Origin of the sequence: Paenibacillus zeirhizosphaerae, assembly GCF_030705605.1 — a bacterium.
In the GTDB taxonomy this organism is placed as follows: domain Bacteria; phylum Bacillota; class Bacilli; order Paenibacillales; family Paenibacillaceae; genus Paenibacillus; species Paenibacillus zeirhizosphaerae.
Window position 1 is genome coordinate 1 of record NZ_JAPCKK010000022.1, and the last position, 19,279, is coordinate 19,279.

General features: G+C 54.3%; 16 protein-coding genes and 1 pseudogene. 11 read left to right on the plus strand and 6 right to left on the minus strand.

Going from position 1 to position 19,279, the window contains the following annotated elements:
• The coding region (locus OIN60_RS17315; RefSeq protein ID WP_305756125.1) for a hypothetical protein at window positions 1–701 on the plus strand (701 nt) is incomplete at its 5' end.
• A gap of 747 nt (window positions 702–1,448) precedes the next feature.
• Here OIN60_RS17315 and OIN60_RS17320 read toward each other — a convergent pair.
• The 3 genes from OIN60_RS17320 to OIN60_RS17330 form a co-directional block, all read right to left on the minus strand.
• A complete protein-coding gene (locus OIN60_RS17320; protein WP_305756126.1) occupies window positions 1,449–2,231 on the minus strand; it encodes a Cof-type HAD-IIB family hydrolase in 783 nt (260 codons plus the stop codon).
• A gap of 131 nt (window positions 2,232–2,362) precedes the next feature.
• The gene (locus OIN60_RS17325) at window positions 2,363–2,950 is read right to left on the minus strand and encodes a hypothetical protein (protein WP_305756127.1); all 588 of its coding nucleotides are present in this window, start codon (window positions 2,948–2,950) and stop codon (window positions 2,363–2,365) included.
• 82 nt (window positions 2,951–3,032) lie between these two features.
• Window positions 3,033–3,464, minus strand: coding sequence for an Lrp/AsnC family transcriptional regulator (locus tag OIN60_RS17330; RefSeq protein WP_305756128.1), 432 nt, complete (start codon window positions 3,462–3,464; stop codon window positions 3,033–3,035).
• Between the two features lie 254 nt (window positions 3,465–3,718).
• Here OIN60_RS17330 and OIN60_RS17335 point away from each other — a divergent pair, with 254 nt between their 5' ends.
• From OIN60_RS17335 to OIN60_RS17375, 9 genes are all read left to right on the plus strand, one after another.
• Window positions 3,719–4,624, plus strand: coding sequence for an ABC transporter permease (locus OIN60_RS17335; RefSeq protein ID WP_305756129.1), 906 nt, complete (start codon window positions 3,719–3,721; stop codon window positions 4,622–4,624).
• Window positions 4,624–5,493, plus strand: coding sequence for a carbohydrate ABC transporter permease (locus tag OIN60_RS17340; RefSeq protein ID WP_305756138.1), 870 nt, complete (start codon window positions 4,624–4,626; stop codon window positions 5,491–5,493). Before OIN60_RS17335 ends, OIN60_RS17340 begins: the two co-directional genes overlap by 1 nt.
• 52 nt (window positions 5,494–5,545) lie before the next feature.
• A complete protein-coding gene (locus tag OIN60_RS17345; protein ID WP_305756130.1) occupies window positions 5,546–7,090 on the plus strand; it encodes an extracellular solute-binding protein in 1,545 nt (514 codons plus the stop codon).
• Window positions 7,091–7,130: 40 nt separating this feature from the next.
• The gene (locus OIN60_RS17350; protein WP_305756131.1) at window positions 7,131–9,311 is read left to right on the plus strand and encodes a glycoside hydrolase family 88/105 protein; all 2,181 of its coding nucleotides are present in this window, start codon (window positions 7,131–7,133) and stop codon (window positions 9,309–9,311) included.
• A gap of 121 nt (window positions 9,312–9,432) precedes the next feature.
• Window positions 9,433–11,736, plus strand: a complete 2,304-nt coding sequence (locus OIN60_RS17355; RefSeq protein ID WP_305756132.1) for a helix-turn-helix transcriptional regulator — start codon at window positions 9,433–9,435, stop codon at window positions 11,734–11,736.
• 50 nt (window positions 11,737–11,786) lie between these two features.
• Window positions 11,787–13,832, plus strand: a complete 2,046-nt coding sequence (locus OIN60_RS17360) for a glycoside hydrolase family 65 (RefSeq protein ID WP_305756133.1) — start codon at window positions 11,787–11,789, stop codon at window positions 13,830–13,832.
• Between the two features lie 83 nt (window positions 13,833–13,915).
• A complete protein-coding gene (locus OIN60_RS17365; RefSeq protein WP_305756134.1) occupies window positions 13,916–15,058 on the plus strand; it encodes an oligogalacturonate lyase family protein in 1,143 nt (380 codons plus the stop codon).
• 21 nt (window positions 15,059–15,079) lie between these two features.
• The gene (locus OIN60_RS17370; RefSeq protein WP_305756135.1) at window positions 15,080–16,219 is read left to right on the plus strand and encodes a glycoside hydrolase family 88/105 protein; all 1,140 of its coding nucleotides are present in this window, start codon (window positions 15,080–15,082) and stop codon (window positions 16,217–16,219) included.
• Complete coding sequence (locus tag OIN60_RS17375) at window positions 16,212–16,346, plus strand: DUF6157 family protein (RefSeq protein ID WP_370872528.1); 135 nt, start codon at window positions 16,212–16,214, stop codon at window positions 16,344–16,346. Before OIN60_RS17370 ends, OIN60_RS17375 begins: the two co-directional genes overlap by 8 nt.
• Window positions 16,347–16,417: 71 nt before the next feature.
• Here OIN60_RS17375 and OIN60_RS17380 read toward each other — a convergent pair whose 3' ends face one another.
• The 3 genes and pseudogenes from OIN60_RS17380 to OIN60_RS22740 form a co-directional block, all read right to left on the minus strand.
• The gene (locus tag OIN60_RS17380) at window positions 16,418–17,164 is read right to left on the minus strand and encodes an SDR family NAD(P)-dependent oxidoreductase (RefSeq protein WP_305756136.1); all 747 of its coding nucleotides are present in this window, start codon (window positions 17,162–17,164) and stop codon (window positions 16,418–16,420) included.
• 87 nt (window positions 17,165–17,251) lie between these two features.
• Window positions 17,252–17,959, minus strand: coding sequence for a Crp/Fnr family transcriptional regulator (locus OIN60_RS17385; RefSeq protein WP_305756137.1), 708 nt, complete (start codon window positions 17,957–17,959; stop codon window positions 17,252–17,254).
• Between the two features lie 384 nt (window positions 17,960–18,343).
• Window positions 18,344–18,541 (minus strand): annotated as a pseudogene (locus OIN60_RS22740) (hypothetical protein); the annotation flags it as partial.
• A gap of 176 nt (window positions 18,542–18,717) precedes the next feature.
• Here OIN60_RS22740 and OIN60_RS17390 point away from each other — a divergent pair.
• Window positions 18,718–19,279 (plus strand): nuclease/transposase family protein (locus tag OIN60_RS17390; RefSeq protein WP_503122964.1); only part of this gene is annotated, 562 nt, incomplete at its 3' end.

Below are 19,279 nucleotides of genomic sequence, written 5' to 3' on the forward strand. Positions count from 1 at the left end.
TGGTCGGCACGATTTTTGAACGAACCCATCTCCCTCTGACCAAGTGGTTCCAGGCGCTGGAATTGTTCCTGCTGCCCGACGGCATCTCGGCGATGCGGCTGAGCCAGGTGATCCAGGTCACCTACAAAACCGCCTGGTTGATGCTGCACAAAATCCGCCATGCCATCGGGGAGTTCGATGCCCGGGAGCTGCTCCGCGGAGACGTGAAGGTGAACAGCGACCTGTATGGGCGTAATCCGTCCCGGCCTCAGTTTCCTCATCCGCATGCTTCGGCAGTCGTAGCTGGGTGCACGGTCACGGAGTCGGGCGAGCTGGAGCAGGTCAAAATCCGCCTGGTCCCCCAGATGAGGGGAGAGGGGAACGGAGCGAATCGTCACGAACTCGCTGCGTTCATCCATGAACAGGTAGATGTTCGTACATCGGCGGTACAATCGTTCCCTCAAGCCTATCGGCTGTATACACCTTTACGGAAAGTGGTGAGAGAGGCGTGGAAATCGCTGAAGAGTACGTATGTAGCCTTGGGACCAAAGCACCTGCAGGCGTACCTCAACGAGTATACTGGACGCCGCCGACTGCACCTGTCCGGAGCGGAAGGAACGATGCAGCAGAAGTTGCTGTACATCGGTGTGGCGATTCCGGCGATTACCTACCGTCGGATGATCGCACGCCAAACGGATCAGCCTCTTGCGGCTGCTGCCTGATCGCAGTGCTTGAACGAGGGAAGGTTAGCATGATGTGCGTTGCTTGAACGGTGTGGGTTAGCATGAACGAGGAAATCGGAAAAATTCAGGTTCAAGCGGCAACGAGGACCCGGGTCTTTTTATTTTTTTCGGTGCCTTGCTTTTCTCCCGCCTTCTCTTTCGGTCCGGTTTCACATCACCTAAACGCTCTGCTTCTCCTAAGATTGTCTCATGATCTCGAACCGATCTGCTTCTCCATAAGGCACATCCAAAAATAATAGACCCATTCAATGGCCCTGAATCGCGTAACCACAGACATTTTCGTGCCTCATTTGATCCGTTATTTTCTTTAGCGTGTCTAAAGTATATTTCAGTTCCCGGTTTTCTGTTTCTGTTTCTGTTTCTCTTTACCTTTGTCTTTACCTGATCCAACGGGATAATCATGCAAAGCCCCCGGACAGCGAGTTCACATGACAGCGAGTTCACATGCCTTGCGACGATCGACGGGCGGCTTGACTGTCAAGTACTGATGCTATGAATTATCAAAATTTTCCTAAAAAGAAGATCGGTACAGCCTTCCCAAACCAAAGGGTCCTTACAATATTAAGCCTGGTGAGCTGAAGGCGGTCAGCGGGATGGCCGGAGAGCAGAATCCACACCAGCGAAGAAGGCACGCCACAAGGCGGGTCCATCAGTTGGGTGGCCCTTCTACCCGGAGTCGGCTACCCCAACTAAGGGGTAGCCGACTACCCGATTTATGGCTAACTATCACATAAGCAGCCCGACCATCCTCAAGCCGTGCAGTATTCCGTCCTCGTCCACCGGCTTGGTTACATATTTGGCCGCAGCCTTGGCTTCAGGCACTCCGTTGCCCATAGCGACGCTGTTGGTAATCATGGTCAGCATCTGTACATCGTTCAGGGCGTCCCCGAAGCAGTATTGATGCTCAGGCGCGATGCCCAGTCTGTCCGTGATTTGGCGGATGCCGATGGCCTTGGAGCCCCCGGCAGGCACTACGTCTACAGAATTGGGATGCCAGCGCACAAAATCGAAGTCCTTGCACACGGCCTCATAGAACGGCTCCTCCTCCGCCTGGCACATGAGCAGCGATTGGTAGATTTCCCGTCCGTGGTAATAAAGCGGATCATGCTCAGGCACAATCTTCAGCTTGAAGGTGTTCATGCTTTTGGCGACAAATTCGTCATTGGGCACGTTGGCCTTCATGGCTTCGTTGCCCATATAGATAACAGCATGGTCATGCCGCAGGGCAAGCTCCGTCATGTCATGAAGCGCCTCCTTGTTCAGCGGTCGGGAGTAGATCAGCTCGCCATGAAGCACCACATACTGCCCGTTGTAACAGACGAATGTATCGATGCCGAGCCGTTCGCGGATATCCGCGAACATGAAGGGCGCCCGACCGGTCGCAATAGCCACCTCATGGCCCAGCTCTTTCAGAGCCCATACCGCTTGCTCGGCGCTGACGGGCAGTTCCTTGTTATGGTCCAATAATGTACCGTCGATATCAAAGAAAATAATGCTTTTTTCCGGCATGTTCAGAACACCTGACTTTCCGAGAACAGTGTCTCATCGAAATAAGCTCGCTTGCTCTATTATAGCAAAGTATGCTCGTCGTTTTTGAAAATGAAAAGCAGGCACCTTGTTCTCCAAGGATGCCTGCTATTTTAGTCAATCAGAATAACTTCCCATTCGTTCTGCTCATTCTGCTTGAAATACAGATTGTTACTGAATTCCCTGACCCCGAATACATCGTCACGGGAGGTCCCGGACACCGGAACAAGAATTCTGCCTGCTTCCTCAATCGCCTTACCGACCTCTTCAAACCGGTAATTCATCGGTTTCTCCAGCACATCTCTGAAATCTGCATGATCTTCTGTGGCATGATTCGGAAATAACCTTTCGTAGCCTGCCTCATCCGGCTTGGTGACAGCGGTAAGGAACGCTTGCAGCGTGGCTTTAAGCTTATCATCGAGCAGTGGGTCCTCCACGCTATTCCAGTCAATGAAAACTCCGCTTTCAAACAGATCCGGCTGGGTGCCCTCATCGTTACCGGCTGGCTGCTCATTGGAGCCTTGAGCAGGCTCCTCGGCCGCAGGATCAGATGGCTCCTCGGTAGAGGGTTCTTCGGCAGATGGCGCTTCTTGCCCGGCAGGCGCAGGATCATTAGGTGTATTATCCTTCGTATTGCCGGAGCAGGCGGCCATCAAGGCAAGGACCACGACGGTCAGCAGTAATAGAATCCGTGTGTGCATTGCTTCCTCCTTGGTTTCCTCATTTGGATAATAAATCATGTATCTTATTACCTTAACCTGTATGAGGAGAAGAAAACAATAATTACTCGTCTTTTAAAGTAGACAGGATAAACACGGTGTTCGTCTTGGTGACGGAGTGTTTGCTCTGGAGCGTGTCGGAAATAAATTGCTCAAGCGACTGGATATCCGGAAGGGATACCTTCAGCAGATAGTCGTAATCGCCTGCCGTGTGATGGCACTCCAGCACATATTCGGATTCAATAATTTTCTGTCTGAATTGATGTGATTCTTCGCTTCCCTGAACAACTACGAATATGTATACCAGGCAGTGCTGTCCCAGTGTGTGGCGGTTCAGCTTGACGGTAAAGCGGTCGATAACACCGCTGCTCTCCAGCTTGCGGATTCTTTCGGCCACCGCAGGCACGGACAGGCGAATGGTCTTGCTGATCTCTGAGCTGGTCATACGGCTATTCTGTTGAAGCATTTCGAGAATGCGCTGATCTGTAGCATCCATGGTTGATGCACCCCCGTATTTAAATTTCAAGGCCTATCTATTTTAGCTCAAAAAGCGCCTCCGTGCATGCTCCACTGTTCTGCTGTTCTGCCTAACCGATCCACCAGCAGCCTAACCGATCCTGCAATTCCCCGGCATATCAACGAATAGCTCATCCCGTGGCAGATTGCACGGTTGCCTGTCACAGGAGGGTTTCATAACATCAGGGTGAGCAATCAACCAGAATCATTCAACGAGAAAGGGGGCAGGAGCTGATGGCGGGAAACCGTTACACGCACAATATCCGCAAGCATTGGATGCTGTATGTTATGATCATGCCTGGAATTCTGTTTTATATCGTATTTAAGTATGTCCCGCTCGCGGGAAGCGTTATCGCCTTTCAGGATTACCAAATATTCAAGGGTATCCTCAACAGCCCGTGGGTAGGGCTCGACAACTTCAAGTTCATATTCACGTATCAGGATTTTTACCAGGTTTTGCGCAACACGGCTTTGATAGCGCTTTACCAATTGGTTGTCGGGTTTCCGGCACCGATATTGCTTGCGCTTCTGTTCAATGAAGTGAGGCTGATGCTGGCAAAACGCGTAATGCAGAGCCTGTTCTATCTACCGCATTTTCTGTCATGGGTTGTTGTTGGCGGCATTGTCTTCGAGGTGCTGGCTGGAGGCGGCATTGTCAACACCATGCGCGGCTGGTTCGGCTTCGAACCGGTCCTGTATATGCAGGAAGAGCAGTATTTCCGCACCATTGTCGTACTGTCCTCGATCTGGAAGGAGGTCGGCTGGGGCACGATCATTTATCTGGCGGCGCTCAGCGGCATCGATCCCAGCCAATATGAAGCAGCCGTTGTGGATGGAGCCAACCGCTGGAAGCAGACCCTGTACATTACGCTGCCCTCCCTGTTCCCGACGGCCTTGATTCTGTTCCTGCTGAACATCGGCAACTTCCTGGAGCTGGGCTTTGACCAGATCTACAACCTGCTGACACCGATGACCTATTCCGTCGGGGATATCATTGAGACCTACGTGTACCGCTCAGGGGTGCTGCAGGGACAATACAGTGTGACAACGGCCATTGGTGTATTCCAGTCGGTCATCGGCTTCATTCTGCTGTGGATCTTTAACAGACTGGCGAAAAAGTCGGGAGAGGGGCTGTGGTGATGAAACGGACCGCCGGAGAGAAAGGCTTTCAGATCCTGAACTATGTGCTGCTGGCCGCCGCCGCATTAACGATGATTATTCCGCTGCTTCATCTGCTGGCCGTTTCGCTCAGCTCGCCGATTGCCGCAGATTCCAAGGCTGTGTTCCTGCTGCCGGTCGAATTTACAACCGCTTCGTGGGAGCATATTTTGCAGAATGCCGGGCTGTGGCAGTCGTTTGGGATTACGGTGCTGATTACCGTTGTTGGCACGGCGCTCAGCATGCTGTTTTCGGTGCTGACGGCTTTCCCGCTGTCGCGCAGGGAATTTCTGCTGCGCAGGCCTGTCATGCTGGCGATCGTCATTACGATGATCTTCAACGCGCCGATGATTCCTTTTTTCCTGACCGTGCGGGAGCTGGGCATGATGAACTCGCTCTGGGCGCTCATTATTCCGGGGGTGATCGGAACCTTCAACATGATCATTTTGCGTACTTTTTTCATGGGTCTGCCCAAGGAGCTGGATGATTCGGCCCGGATTGACGGGTGCAACGATTTCCGCATTCTGTTCCAGATGTACCTGCCGCTTTCGAAGCCTGTACTGGCAACGGTCAGCCTGTTCTATGCCGTCGGTTATTGGAATACGTTCCAGCGTGCCGTGCTGTTTCTGCGTGATCCGGGGCTGTGGCCCTTGCAGATGAAGCTAAGAGCTTACCTGACGAGCCCGGAAGAGCTGTCACAGGTCAATATGCTGCTGGGGGATTACGATTACAATACGACGACGCTAAAGGCGGCCACGATTATTTTTGCAAGCGTTCCCATTATTCTGGTGTATCCTTATTTGCAGAAGTATTTTGTCAAAGGGGCTCTGCTTGGCTCCTTGAAGGAATAGGTGAAAACAAGGCATGGGCTGACCATGGATCAACATCCTAAGGGGGATTCGCATGATACGGAAGATACGGACGACAGCCTGGAGAACAGGGTGCACGCTGCTGCTGGCTCTGCTGGTGCTCGGCGGCTGCAGCGGCGGAACCGGGGGAAGCGGAAGCGGAGAACCGCAGACGAGCAGCGAAAATCCGGGCGCGGTGAAGGTTAAGGTGTTCAAGAGTCATATGGGCATAGGCACCATTCCTGGCCCCAGTGATCCACATGTAAAGTACGTTGCCGAGAAGACGGGGGTGGAATACGAGCTGATGACGACGCCACCCGGCTCGGAGCCTGCGGAGTATCTGAACCTGATGATCGCGTCAGGCGAGCTGCCGGACATTCTGCGTCCCATAGGCGGTGTGGAGCAGACGCTGATCCAGCAGGGCGGCGCGCTGCCGCTGGATGATCTGCTGCCGACATATGCCCCCAACATCTGGAAGATGATTCCCAAGGAGGCATGGGATATTGTGCGCTCCGCCTCGGAGGACGGGAAAATCTACTATGTGCCCAAGGTGTTTCTCGTGCCGGAGCGGGCCCCGCTCATCCGCAAGGACTGGATTGACAAGGTCGGCATGAAGATGCCGGAGACGGCCGAGGATTATGTAGAGCTGCTGAAAGCGTTCCGTGACAAGGACCCGAACGGCAACGGCAAGAAGGATGAGCTGCCGACGAGCGGACGGGAATTCGGGCGCTGGATGGACCATTTATTCGCCATGCACGGGGTGGCCATGTGGGAGGGATACCCCGAATGGGATATCTATGACGGACAAATCCAGTACGCGGGCGTCACCGAAAATATGAAAGAAGCAATTAAGTTCATTCGCATGCTGTATGAGGAAAAGCTGCTTGATAACGAGACCTTCCTGAATAAAGGAGAGGTATGGCAGGCCAAGATCAACAATAACGTGGTGGGAAGCTGGTACCACCTGCCCGCCAACGTGCGCGACCGTTATAACGCGATATTGACCCAGGCGCCGGATGCCTACATTGCGGCTATGCCGATTCCGAAGGTGGAGGGCTTGGATGGCTTTGTCACCCAGAAGAGCATGGGCGAACCGGAATGGATGATTCCGGCGGTAGCGGAGCCAAATGCGCCCAACGCTCTGAAGCTGCTGGATTTCTTTTATGATCCTGCCAACGAGGAGTTTGTCCGCTATGGAATTGAAGGACAGCATTATGTAGTGAAGAATGGCGAGAAGGTCATTCTCCCTCCGGCCGACGACAGGCCGCTCGCGCTGGCGATGAAGAACTTTACCACCGCCGAGGACATGGATAAGCGCATTGATGAAACCTACCCTAAGGAGCAGCGGCAGATGGTGAAGGATATGTTTGTCGTCAGCACAGCCGATGCGCGCCGTATTGCGGGTGACGGTCTGCCGGCCAACGTATATGAAGGCTTTCCAGATATTCAGTCCCATAAGCTGTTCCAGGAATATTTGACGAAGATCGTGATTGGCGAGCTGCCGCTGGAGGCGTTCGACGAATTTGTAGCGAAATGGAAGGCTTCCGGCGGTGATCAGGTCACGGAGAGAGTGCAGGCATGGTACGAGAAAGTGAAATAATGAGCGATGCCCCAGAAGACGGAGTCAAGGAGGAGCGGAAATGCTGAGAGAAGGCTATATTGCCCCGGAAATGAGTATCGCTTGCCAGGGGGGAGACGAGTTCGCGCATACGCTGCTGACCATCGCCGGAAGGTACACGGGCGCCAATCCGCCACATCCGCCTGTATATCGGGTGACCCGGCTTAGCCCGATCCGCAAGGCAGAGGATCACCGGTATACGTTCCCGTTGGATACCCTATTTCCCGGGATGAAGGCGGGGCAGAAGGTGTATGCGTGGGGGAAGGTGTGGAGCGAGAGCGAGCATGATTTTCTGTTCCAGATCACCTGTCACGGGCCTGTCAGACTGTATCATAACGGCAGGTTCATGTACGGCTCCTCGCCGGATGAAGAGTTTCTGCCAGCCCCCATGCTGCGGCTTCGCCTCCATTTGACTGCAGGGTGGAATTACGTCGTCCTGGAATTCCGCAAAGGGGAGAAGGGCTGCGGAGGGTTGTTCGGCACCAGCTCACGGAAGAACCAACCGCTGCACTTTGTGGTGCCATCCTCAGAGCGTGACGGTGAGGAAGGCTGGCTGTATACGGAGCCTCTGGATGAAGAGCCGCCCTTTATTCCCGCCGGGCCTGCGGCGGAAGGGATGATAGGCGTGAAATGGCTGCCGGAACGGGAGGAAGACGAGGGCATAAGCGGAGCGACGGGCCAGTTGCTGTCCATATATGGGCAGCAGGAGCAGGGAACAGCCGCTTATGCCTGGACCAAGGTAGACCGTCGTTTGCACGAGTGGCAGGCACCCTTCGTCCTGGAGGGAGAAGCATATAGCCCGGTCCGGCTGATCGTGAACGATAAAGAGGTGTACCGCCAGGATGCACCCGGTCCTCTTCGGGTGGAGTTGAATGACATGCCGCCGAGGTTTGACCTGACCGTCCGCTGTGAGTGCGGGGAGTCTGGCTGGGGCTTTCGGCTGGAGGAAGCTGTGGTAAAGCTGCTGTCCGCGCCGGTCGAGGTGAAGGGATACCGGGGAGCCTGGCTGTATCTGGGTCCCTTCGGTATCGGGCAGCAGGTGGACCTGTCCCTGTACCGGTCGATGACCAGAACGGCGCGCAGCCTGACTGGTGAAGAGGTCTACTGGCGCACCGGCCAGCGTGGAGGAGAGGTCCGGCCGTTTCTTGAAAATGAGTGGTTCGGCAGGTGGAATTATCCGCTCGGGGTGACGCTGTACGGATTGCTGCAGCTCGCTAGAACGCTGAAGCGGTCTGACCTGCTTGAATACGTGGTGGAGCACGTCAAATTTGCCGCCTCCCGGTTTGAATATTCGTTATGGGACAGACAGCGTTATGGGGCGGCAGGCTTGAATAACCAGCTATCCCATATCGACAGCCTGGATGATTGCGGCTCCTTCGGGGCTCTGATGCTGCTTGCTAATGAGGAAAGGGAGCTGGAAGGCGTCCGCGCCGCGGCAGAGCATATTGCCGACTATATTCTGAAGCAGCAGAGCCGCTTGGCGTGCGGCACCTTGTACCGCAAGATCGGCGTATCCCGCATGATGGACAATACAATGTGGTGTGATGACCTGTATATGAGCATTCCATTCCTGTGCCGGTACGCCAAGTGGGCGGAGGATGCAAGCGCGCTGGATGAGGCGGCACAGCAGGTGCTCTTGTACAAAAAGTATCTGTATATGCCGGAGCTGCAAATCATGTCGCATGTCTATCATGTGGAGAAGGGCCAGCCGACGCTGACGCCTTGGGGAAGAGGCAACGGCTGGGTGCTGTTCTCACTGACCGAGCTGCTGACTGTGCTGCCAGAGGAGCATGCATCCCATGCAGCGCTGATGCAATTTTACAAGGAGCTGTGTGCCGGTTACTTGCCGCTTCAGGGGGAGAACGGATTATGGCATCAGGTGCTGACAGACCCCGAATCCTATGAAGAGGCCTCCTGCACATCCATGTTCATCTATGCCTTTGCACGCGGCGTGCGGCTTGGCTGGCTGGCGACCCCTGAGGTCTACAGGCAGGCCGCACTGCAGGGATGGGCAGGGCTCCGTGCACGGGCGATCGATAAATTCGGCAATGTCTACGGGGTATGCAGGGGGTCCAGCTATTCCTTCTCCAATTCATATTACAAGCATGAGCTGACCTGGAATCTGAATGATACGCACGGCATCGGCATTGTTTTGCTGGCTGGTCTGGAGGCGTGGGCCATGCAGCAAGCGCACACAAAGTAAGCTCCATGACGAAGCTGCCATTTAGGCTGCAAATTCGTATTACCGGGTCGTAACGGGTCGTAACAAAGCCAGGCGAGCAGTATAATAGCGTTATACTGCTTAAATAAGGTGGGAGACAGCGATGACCCGGTCCTTTGTCCAATGGTTGAAAGGCAGTTTGGCGAATACTCAAACCCGCTTGCTCGTGGTGCTGACGGCTGCCGTGTTCGTGATTATTACCGCAGTGGGCATGTCGGCGTATTATACGTCCAAAGCCGTGCTGCAGGAGGAGCTGAGCGAGCCCCAGCACCAGATTCTACGCATCGGCATGAATTCCATTGATGAATATATCCGGGAGAGCGATCAGCTCGCTGCCAAGATCGCATTAAACGATCGAGTGTATCAGTTTTTGACCAGTGACCATCAGGCTTCGTACGGAAACATTACGGAATTGGTGCAGTTTCTGAATACGATGGTCAACAGCACAGCCTATATTAAAAGCGCTTACATTTATGATGTGGAGCGGGAAAGCATGGTGGCTTTTCCGCAGGGCTACAGCTCCAGCACCGCCAATTTCGCCGATTCCCGATGGACGAAGCTCAAGGCAGAGGAGTTCGGTGACCGAATGATGCTGGTCAAGAAAAGAAGCGTACCGTCGGGGGCGGCTGCGGCCGGCTCAGAAATTACGCTGTTTCGGAAAATCATGATTCGTGGCGAGCTAAGAGGGATCATTGCCATCAATTTTAAGCCTGCGCAGCTATTCTCGCATATGCTGCTGCCCTCCGTATCCCATTTGGACAGCCGCCGTTTTGTGCTGGATTCGTCAGGGCATACGCTCTACGAGCTGGGTACCTTCGACTTTGGCCCTGCAGCGGCGCAGGCGGCCGTGCAGCAGCTGAACGGTGCGCGGCTCGGTGAGCTTGACCACGGGGGAAGGAGGCTGCTGGCAACTCAGATCGAATCGCCGGTCACCGGCTGGCGTTATCTGTCTGTCGTATCCCAGCACAGCCTGCTGTCCAATACCCGTAAGATCCGTGATGCGGTCATCACAGTGTCGATTGCGGCGCTGGTCACCGGCGCTCTGGCGATTGCTTATTACAATGCTGCAGCCTTTCGGCCTGTCCGTCGTATGAGGCAGTTGTTCAGCAATTATGATCGTCGGCGGGTGAGCCATGACCTGAATGATTTGGAGCGGATGACCGGGGAGCTGCTGACAGACCATGCCCAGCTATCGGTTCATTTGCGGCAGACGATGCCGGAGGCCGCCTCCAAGCTGCTCGCAGACATATACGCAGGCAATATTACAGGGCACAGGGATATCAGCGGAAAATGGGGCCGGTATTTCCAAGATTGGCATAGCGGGCCGCTAACCGTTGTGATGGTGTCCATCGACGATTATGCGGCCTGGAGCCAGCGGTTCGCCCCGTCAGACCATTCACTGCTGAAATTCGCCGTCACGAATATTATCGTGGAGCTGTTCGCGGAGGGTTGGCTCATTCTGACCTCCGAGCTGGGCCGAGATCGGATGGCGGTGCTGCTGCAGCCGGCGGGAACGGATATTCCGGCTGGTGCGCAAGCCATACTTGCCAAGGCATCGGCGGAGATTTTCCGTCTGCTGAAATTTCAGGTATCCGCAGGGATCAGTATATGCGGGGACGGGCCGGAGCATCTGCGGCAGGCGATGTTCGATGCGGAAGCCGCGCTGAGCTACAGACTGTACAAGGGCTATGGGCAGGTGATGGATTCTAGCGGGATACCGGGGGATTCTCAGGCTGTAGAGATGAAGCGTCCGCCTGAAGCCGAGCTGCAGGCCAGACTTGCGGAGGCGGTGGAAGCGGGCAGCGGTGAGCGGGCCTTGGCGGTGCTGGATAAGCTGATCAGCCAGATCCGGGAAGACGAATGGTACCCGGCCGTGGCCGTGCATTATATGGAGTCTCTATATGCGGGCTTGAAGCGGCTCCGGCAAGGGCGGGAAGGCGCAGCGGCAGGGCAAGGCGAAGGGGCCGTATTCTGCACGCTGCATCTGGAGTCCGCCGCCGCCTATTTGCGGCAGCAGGCGGAAGAGCTCGCCGCCAGCTACGGCAGGCTGAAGGAGAGCAAGGATTTCATCCTCTGCCGCCAGATGATCGATTATATGCAGCAGCATCTGGACGATCCGGTGGGCGTGCAGGAGATCGCGGACCATACAGGGATCAGCGTCAGCCTCGCCAGCCAGCTATTCAAGCAGGAGATGAACGAGACGATTCATGGCTACTTTACCAGACTGCGAATGGAGCATGCGTGCGAGCTGTTGATCCGGACGGATTACAAAATTTCCGAAATCGCTACCATGGTCGGTTATCAGCATGAAAATAGCTTTATCCGTGTGTACCGCAAATACAAGGATATTACGCCAGGCAAATACAGGGAAATGATGCGTGGCCACAAGGAAGCGCTGCCGGACTAAACGCCGCGCCCTGATGGCTGTCGCATCCTGAAAAGGAGGCTGTATGTGTAGTGGACAGAAAGCAGATTGTTGAGCGGAATCACCCGGTGCTGACACGAATTGAGCCCTTGTCGCCGTTATCGGTCGGAAGCGGGGAATTTGCGTTCAGTACCGATTTTACAGGCTTGCAGACGTTTCCGGATTTGTATGAGGTGCCTCTGGGCACACAATCGAACTGGGGCTGGCATTGCAGCGGCGGGCATGAAATGTATAACGAGCAGGACGTGGTGTATCAGCCGTTTGAAACCTACGGTCGCAAGGTGGGCTATCCAATGAAGCCTGAGGACAAGGAGGAGGCCTATCACTGGCTGCGCCAAAATCCGCATCGGCTTCAACTGGGACGAATTTCTTTTCGTCTGCTGCATCCTGACGGACAGGAGATGGACGCTTCTGACGTGGCACCCATCAGGCAGGAGCTGAATTTATGGACGGGAATTCTGTACAGCAGCTTCCTGGCCGGGGGGACTGAAGTGCAGGTGGTCACGGCCTGCCATCCGCACCGGGACTGCCTGGGCGTCCGAGTACAGTCGGAGCTGCTGTGGGAAGGGCGGCTGCAAGTCTTCATGTGTTTTCCGGCACCGGATATGACGCATCGGAACTGGTCGAAGTCGGTGTTCCCCGACTGGGGAAACGACGACAGACACTGCTCGCGTCTGACCGAGAACACCGCCAATACAGCCCTGCTGGAGCGGACGATGGATGAGGATGGCTACAGCGTGCAGTGGCAATGGTCTGCGGGGCAGCTCGAACAGACGGGTCCACATGAATTCACGCTGAAGCCGGAGCACGGCGCAGGTGTGCTGGAGTTTGCGGCCGCCTTCGGGACGGAGACACCGCAGACGAAGCCGGTGAAGGAGATTTTTGCAGCCAGCGCCATACACTGGGAAGCCTTCTGGAGCCGCGGAGCCGCCGTCAGCTTCGAAGGCAGCACGGACCCTCGTGCCGCTGAGCTGGAACGGAGAGTCGTTCTGTCCCAGTACCTGTGTGCGCTGCATAGCGCGGGTACGGTTCCGCCGCAGGAAACGGGCCTGATGTACAACAGTTGGTTCGGCAAGCTGCATCTGGAGATGCACTGGTGGCATGCGGCTCATTTTCCGCTGTGGGGCCGGGCGGAGCTGCTGCGGAAGAGCATGGACTGGTATCTGTCCATTCTGCCCCGGGCCCGGGAGCTGGCGCGCTCGCAGGGCTACGAAGGCGCACGCTGGCCGAAGATGGTCGGCTACGACGGCAGACAGTCGCCGTCCCCTATTGCGCCAGGCCTGATCTGGCAGCAGCCGCATCCCATGGCGCTGGCTGAACTGTGCTATCAGGCCGATCCCGGGGTACTGCAGCGGTATCAGGCCATCGTATTTGAAGCGGCGGATTTCATGGTATCGTATGCCCACTGGGAGGAACAGCGGCAGGCCTATGTGCTGGGACCGCCGCTCATTCCTGCGCAGGAGAATCACGCCATGCATCTGAGCATGAATCCGCCTTATGAGCTGGAGTATTGGCGGTTCGGGCTGGACATTGCCGTGAAATGGGCGGAGCGGCTGGGTGTGTCTGCCAACCCTAGGTGGGCGCAGGTGGCGGGCGGCATGGCGCAGCCGAGGCAGGAAGGCGGCGTGTATCTTGCGCATGAGCATTGTCCAGACACGTTTACAGATAAGAATCATGACCATCCGTCCATGGTTGGCGCACTCGGACTGCTGCCGGGCACGCTGGTTGACCGGGCAACGATGCGGAATACACTGCTCAAGGTCAAGGCGTGCTGGGATTGGGACTCCGCCTGGGGCTGGGATTTCCCGATGTGCGCGATGACGGCGGCCCGGCTTGGCGAAAGGGAGCTTGCTGTGGATTTCCTGCTGATGGATGCGGTGAAAAATACGTATTTGCCCAATGGACACAATTACCAGCGGCCGGGACTATGGGCATATCTGCCGGGCAACGGCGGGCTGCTGACGGCGGTCGCCATGATGGCGGCAGGCTGGGCTTCCGGCGAAGAGCGGGATTGCCCCGGTTTTCCGGTGGGTGACGGCTGGTCGGTGCAGTGGGAGGGCTTGCAGCCATGGCTATAATGGGAGCTGCAGGTGATGAGGCAAGCCGCTGGCCGTGACGGCATCTTCACGTTGGAGCACCTGATTTCGGGAGGGGATGAACAATGGGCAAAGGGACGGAATGGCCTGCAGAATGGAGGCTGTACAAGGATCGTATGACCGGACTGCCGGTCAGGCAGCTAACGGATTATAAAGCGCACAGCCATCATTTATATTTTACGGAGAATGGATGGTATGACGGGGAAAGACGTGTGCTGTTCATCTCAGACCGGGGCAACAGCACCAACCTGTTCTCCATTCATCTGGACAGCGGGCGAATGACTCAATTGACGGACTATACGGATAACGATCAATTGGATGCCTGCTTGTCGCCAGACGGCAGCCGGGTGTTTGTCAGACTTGGCGGCGCAGTGGTACGGCTGGATCTGACCACCCTGGAGGAGCGGACACTGTATGAATGCCCGTCAGGCTTTCAGATCGGGAATGTAAGCTGTGCGGCGGACGGCAGGTCAGTGATCACCTGTATTCAGGAGGATCTGTCGCACAGGCTTGATCTGGATCTCGGCAACGGCTACGTAGGTCATCGTGAGCTGATGGAGGCTGCTCCCGTCAGCCGTATTATGGCGATTGCCGTTGATTCCGGCAGCGCCCGCACGGTGTACGAGGACCGCTGCTTCATTACGCATATCAACGCATCACCGACGGAGCCGTGGCTGCTGACCTTTTGCCATGAAGGTCCGTGGCATCTGGTGGATCACCGCATCTGGGGATTGGACCTGCGCACAGGCCGTGCCTGGAAAATCCGCGAGCGGCTGGAGCCCGGCGAGAAGGTGGGGCACGAGTGCTTTTTCCCGGACGGGCAGAGAATCGGCTATCACGGCTTTCGTCTGGATGGCACCAACTTCTTCGGCAGCATTCGTTATGACAACAGCGGAATGGAGGAGACGGACTTCTCCTTTGATACGTGGCATGCGCATCAGGACGGAGGCTCGCAGGCGGTGGTGGACGGTAAGGGGCATGTGAAGACACTGAGCCTGTGGCGGAAAAAGGACGACGGCTCTTATGACGGGCCTCGTGTGCTGTGTGAGCTGCGGTGCAGCTTTCATTCGCAGAAGGTGCATGCCCATCCCCGCTTCAGTCCGCAGGGGGACCGGATTCTATTTACGAGTGACCGGACGGGGTATGCCAACGTGTATATGATGGATCTCCCACAGAAGATGGATGAGCTGCCCATACAGGGCGAATGACCGATGAAGGAGGATGAACCCATGACAGCCGTGTCCGAAACGAATACCAGACCTTGGTCCGTGAAAATCGCGGATACGCTTCTGGCCGAATGTGTGGACGGCAACCACCCGAAGATTGCGCACAAATGGGGATATGTAGCCGGCATGACGCTGCTGGCTCTGGAGCGTGCCGCAGAATGGAGCGGTGACACGAAATACTCCGACATGGTGAAGCATCACCTAGACGGACTGATCGAAGTGGATGGCTCGATCCCCACCTATACGCTAGAGGACTACAACTTGGATATGATCAACGAAGGCAAAAATCTGTTCCCGCTCTGGAGACGGACCCATGCGGCGCAATATGAACGGGCGATTCGGCTGCTGCACACGCAGCTCAAAGGACAGCCGCGCACAAGCGAGGGCGGCTTCTGGCACAAAAAAATATACCCGTTCCAGATGTGGCTGGACGGCATCTATATGGCTTCTCCATTTCTGGCCGAATATGCGAAGACGTTCGAAGATCCGGCCGGCTTTGACGAAGCGGCGCGTCAGATTCTGCTGATCGAACAGAAAACCCGCAATTCGCAGAACGGGCTGCTGCATCATGCTTGGGATGAGAGCCGTGAGCAGCGCTGGTGCGACAAGGACACCGGGCGTTCCTTCCACGTCTGGGGACGTGCCATGGGCTGGTATGCGATGGCGATTGTCGATGCGCTGGAGCATTTCCCGGCAGATCACCCGCAGCGGGGGCAAATCATGGGCATATTTGAACGGATGGCCTGCGCGCTGGCCCGCGTACAGGATCAGGACAGCGGTGTGTGGTATCAGGTGATGGACTGTAACGGAAGGCAGGGCAATTATCTGGAGGCTTCCGCCTCCTGCATGCTGACATATGCCCTGGCGAAAGGCCTGCGGCTGAAGTATTTGGCAGAGCTGGACCGCAGCGTTGTAGAACGCGCTTATGCAGGCATTCTGCAGCAATTTGCCAGCGAGGATGAAGCAGGCGTGCATCTGCACCACATCTGCCATGGGGCGGGACTCGGCGGGAAGAAATACCGGGATGGCTCCTATGAGTATTATATCAGCGAGCAGGTGGTCAGTGACGCGCAAATGGGTGTGGCGCCGTTCCTGCTTGCCAGCATTGAGCTGGAGAGGCTGAATAGTGGTTATAATGGGTAACTCACAGGCCTGCCTTAGAGCAAGCATGCTGCCGAAGAAGCTCGGCTGGGGCATCCATTTCAATGGGGAAGGAAAGCTGGCCTTAATTCCGATGGAGTCAGAATTGTACCGGAGCTACGCAGTATAAAAAAAACAGGCAGAGAGCGTCTATAGACTCCTCTGCCTGATTCGATACAATTCATCCCTTCTGATTCAAGGTCAGATTTGAGCCACACCGCCGTCTACGAACAATTCGATGCCGTTCACATAGCTGCTTTCCTCCGAGGCCAGAAACATCACCGCGCTGGCAATCTCCTCCGTCTTGCCCAGGCGGCCTAGCGGAATCATATCCTTCGCCGATTCAAGGAATTGATTTAGCGCCTCGCCAAACAGATCATCATAAGCTGGGGTGTGAACCCCGCCAGGGCTCAGTACATTAAGTCGTATCCCTGTGCCTTTCAAATCCATGATCCAGTTCCTCGCCATCTGACGGAGAGCCGCCTTGGTACCTCCGTAGACACTAAACCCTGGGTCGCCGATCGTACCCGCCGTCGAGCCGGTTAAGATGATGGTTCCGGTCATATTTGGAAACAGCGGCAAAGCCTTTTGGATAGTGAACAAAGTACCCTTTACGTTTACGTCGAAGGTCTTGTCGTACTGCTCTTCCGTAATTTGACCCAAGGGCAGAATGCTGCCAATTCCGGCGTTTGCGAATAGAATATCCAGGTGTCCTTTCTCCTGCTTTACCGTATCAAACAGTTTGTCCAGGTCCTTCAAATTAGAAATGTCACCTTGAACGCCGGTCACTCGGTCACCGATCAATTTTACTGCCGCGTCCAGCTCGCTTTGTCTACGGCCGGTAATGAATACGTAGGCCCCCTCCGAAACGAATCGTTGTGCCGTCGTAAGTCCGATACCGCTTGTTCCTCCGGTGACAACGACTATCTTTCCTTCAAATTTCCCCATGACTATATGCCTCCCATGAAATTAATGTATCCTCACGGCATTTAGCATAACGCTGAGATGAATAATTCGTCAGTAATCTACATTACGTCAATCCAGTTCTTTCATCGCTTTTTCGATATGAATCATGACCATTCTACGACTGGTCACGAGAATACCTTCATTGGATAGCTCCTGTAAGGTAAGCGACACCGCTTCTCTTGTGGCACCGATCATATTGGCCAATTCCTGATGAGTCAGGGGAATATCGATTTTCCAGTATCCATTTTCTTCTATGCCGAACTTTTGAGATAGTCGGTTGAGAAAGTAAAGCACTTTACCACGCAGATCCCTAAAAACCAATTTTTCTACCAATTCCTCCTGAGCTCGCAGGCGTTTGCTTATATCCGATAAAAATCGTAAAGACAATTCAGGATACTTACCTAAAAGCGGTTCGAATTGTTCAGTCGGAATCGAAAAAACAATCGAGTCTTCCATCGTCTCCACATAAGTCCCTCTTGTGCCCAATGAAAATGTTTCAACTTCGCCAAACATGCCACCTTCGCTTAGAATACAGACCGTATGCTGTTTGCCAGCCGAATTGGTTTTGTAGAAGCGAAGTTTACCGGCGATTACGAAAAACAAGCCATTCCTTTCATTATCGGGCGTCTGAAGAATGGAGTTTTTTGAAAGCTTATACGTATTTGATCTTGTTACTAATTGTTCGATTTCACGGATAATTTCTGCCGGAAGCGATTCAAATATCTTTATTTGTGGCAAAAATGATGTTATGTTTTCCATCGCCTCATCATGTAGCATTTTGCCCCTCCTTTCAATGTTGCATATCCATCATAAATCACTATAATTTGCTCTTCTGTAATCCAGATTACAAAGCTTTTAGCTGTCACACTTCATAGTACAATCCGTCATGGTAAGTAAAAAAGTGGATGTCCCGAAAGGCTCTTGACCGGGGGACTCTTTCGTGCCTGTGTCGTGCGTGGGGAGACGCTCCGAGAACGAAGCATTCCTACAATCGCTGTTGACCCTTCGGGCCAAAGGCGAACGCTCCGCTTTTCCGGAATTGCTTCGTTCTCTCCGCTGCTTTTGTGCATCCCCCAACTTAACAAGAACAACCGGTGGATCGCAATCTTCTGGCTTAACAAAATTGAAAAGGGGGATGCCCTAAGCCATTTTCAAAATCAATCATATATCTGAATGTAGGGAATATTTGAAATACCTCATCTTTTGAATTAAGAACATGTAGTTGGGTAAAGCCAAAATCCAGTGCTGAAGCTGACTTTTGATCGCAGCCGACAGCTTCTTACCGACTTGAGTAGCGATTTCGTTCAACAATTCCACCAATTGTTGCAAGGCCACTACCCAATCCAAGGTGCCGACTTCATAACCGCGCATGGACACACGCGACTTTAGTCGTGTGAGGAATTGCGCTCGGCATAAGGGCTACCATCGGTAGCTCGAAAGCCGAAAGCTCCATGCTACCTCCTTCCGTCATGAAGATTTAACCATTCCCCACTGAATCCTATGATATATTAATGCAGTGAGAAGAGGTGAATCGAATGTCTACCATTACAGCAAAAATCCAAATCTATGTCCCGTATGAACATACGGAAATGCTCATCAAGACAACTCAAGCCTATCGGAAAGCATGTAATTATCTTTCAGTTATTGTCTTTCAAACCAAAGAATTACGTTATCGCACACTCCATGACTTGTATTATCGAGAGCTGCGAAGTCGTTTTGGTTTGAAAAGTCAAATGGCGCAATCAGTGATCAGAACGGTCATCGCCCGCTATACTTCTGCACGATCCAACGGGCACGATTGGAGTTTGGTCAAATTCAAACGTCCTGAATATGATCTGGTATGGCATCGAGATTACGCATTGAACGATGATCGGTTTAGCGTAAATACGCTGGACGGACGAGTGAAGCTTCGTTACAAAAAGCGAGGCATGCAGCACTTCTTTGACGGGACGTGGAAATGGGGCACGGCTAAGCTCGTGTACAAACATAAGAAGTGGTTTTTGCATATTTCCATGACCAAAGAGTTCTCTGAATTGGATCTTACAAAGGTCAACCATATTGTTGGCATTGACCTGGGAATCAACTTTCTCGCCACCA

Bases quoted from the DNA above. Each gene is read 5' to 3' on its own strand.
- OIN60_RS17320 (WP_305756126.1), bottom strand. From the start codon at position 2,231: ATGCCGGAAAAAAGCATTATTTTCTTTGATATCGACGGTACATTATTG.
- OIN60_RS17325 (WP_305756127.1), bottom strand. From the start codon at position 2,950: ATGCACACACGGATTCTATTACTGCTGACCGTCGTGGTCCTTGCCTTG.
- OIN60_RS17330 (WP_305756128.1), bottom strand. From the start codon at position 3,464: ATGGATGCTACAGATCAGCGCATTCTCGAAATGCTTCAACAGAATAGC.
- OIN60_RS17335 (WP_305756129.1), top strand. From the start codon at position 3,719: ATGGCGGGAAACCGTTACACGCACAATATCCGCAAGCATTGGATGCTG.
- OIN60_RS17340 (WP_305756138.1), top strand. From the start codon at position 4,624: ATGAAACGGACCGCCGGAGAGAAAGGCTTTCAGATCCTGAACTATGTG.
- OIN60_RS17345 (WP_305756130.1), top strand. From the start codon at position 5,546: ATGATACGGAAGATACGGACGACAGCCTGGAGAACAGGGTGCACGCTG.
- OIN60_RS17350 (WP_305756131.1), top strand. From the start codon at position 7,131: ATGCTGAGAGAAGGCTATATTGCCCCGGAAATGAGTATCGCTTGCCAG.
- OIN60_RS17355 (WP_305756132.1), top strand. From the start codon at position 9,433: ATGACCCGGTCCTTTGTCCAATGGTTGAAAGGCAGTTTGGCGAATACT.
- OIN60_RS17365 (WP_305756134.1), top strand. From the start codon at position 13,916: ATGGGCAAAGGGACGGAATGGCCTGCAGAATGGAGGCTGTACAAGGAT.
- OIN60_RS17370 (WP_305756135.1), top strand. From the start codon at position 15,080: ATGACAGCCGTGTCCGAAACGAATACCAGACCTTGGTCCGTGAAAATC.
- OIN60_RS17375 (WP_370872528.1), top strand. From the start codon at position 16,212: ATGGGTAACTCACAGGCCTGCCTTAGAGCAAGCATGCTGCCGAAGAAG.
- OIN60_RS17380 (WP_305756136.1), bottom strand. From the start codon at position 17,164: ATGGGGAAATTTGAAGGAAAGATAGTCGTTGTCACCGGAGGAACAAGC.
- OIN60_RS17385 (WP_305756137.1), bottom strand. From the start codon at position 17,959: ATGCTACATGATGAGGCGATGGAAAACATAACATCATTTTTGCCACAA.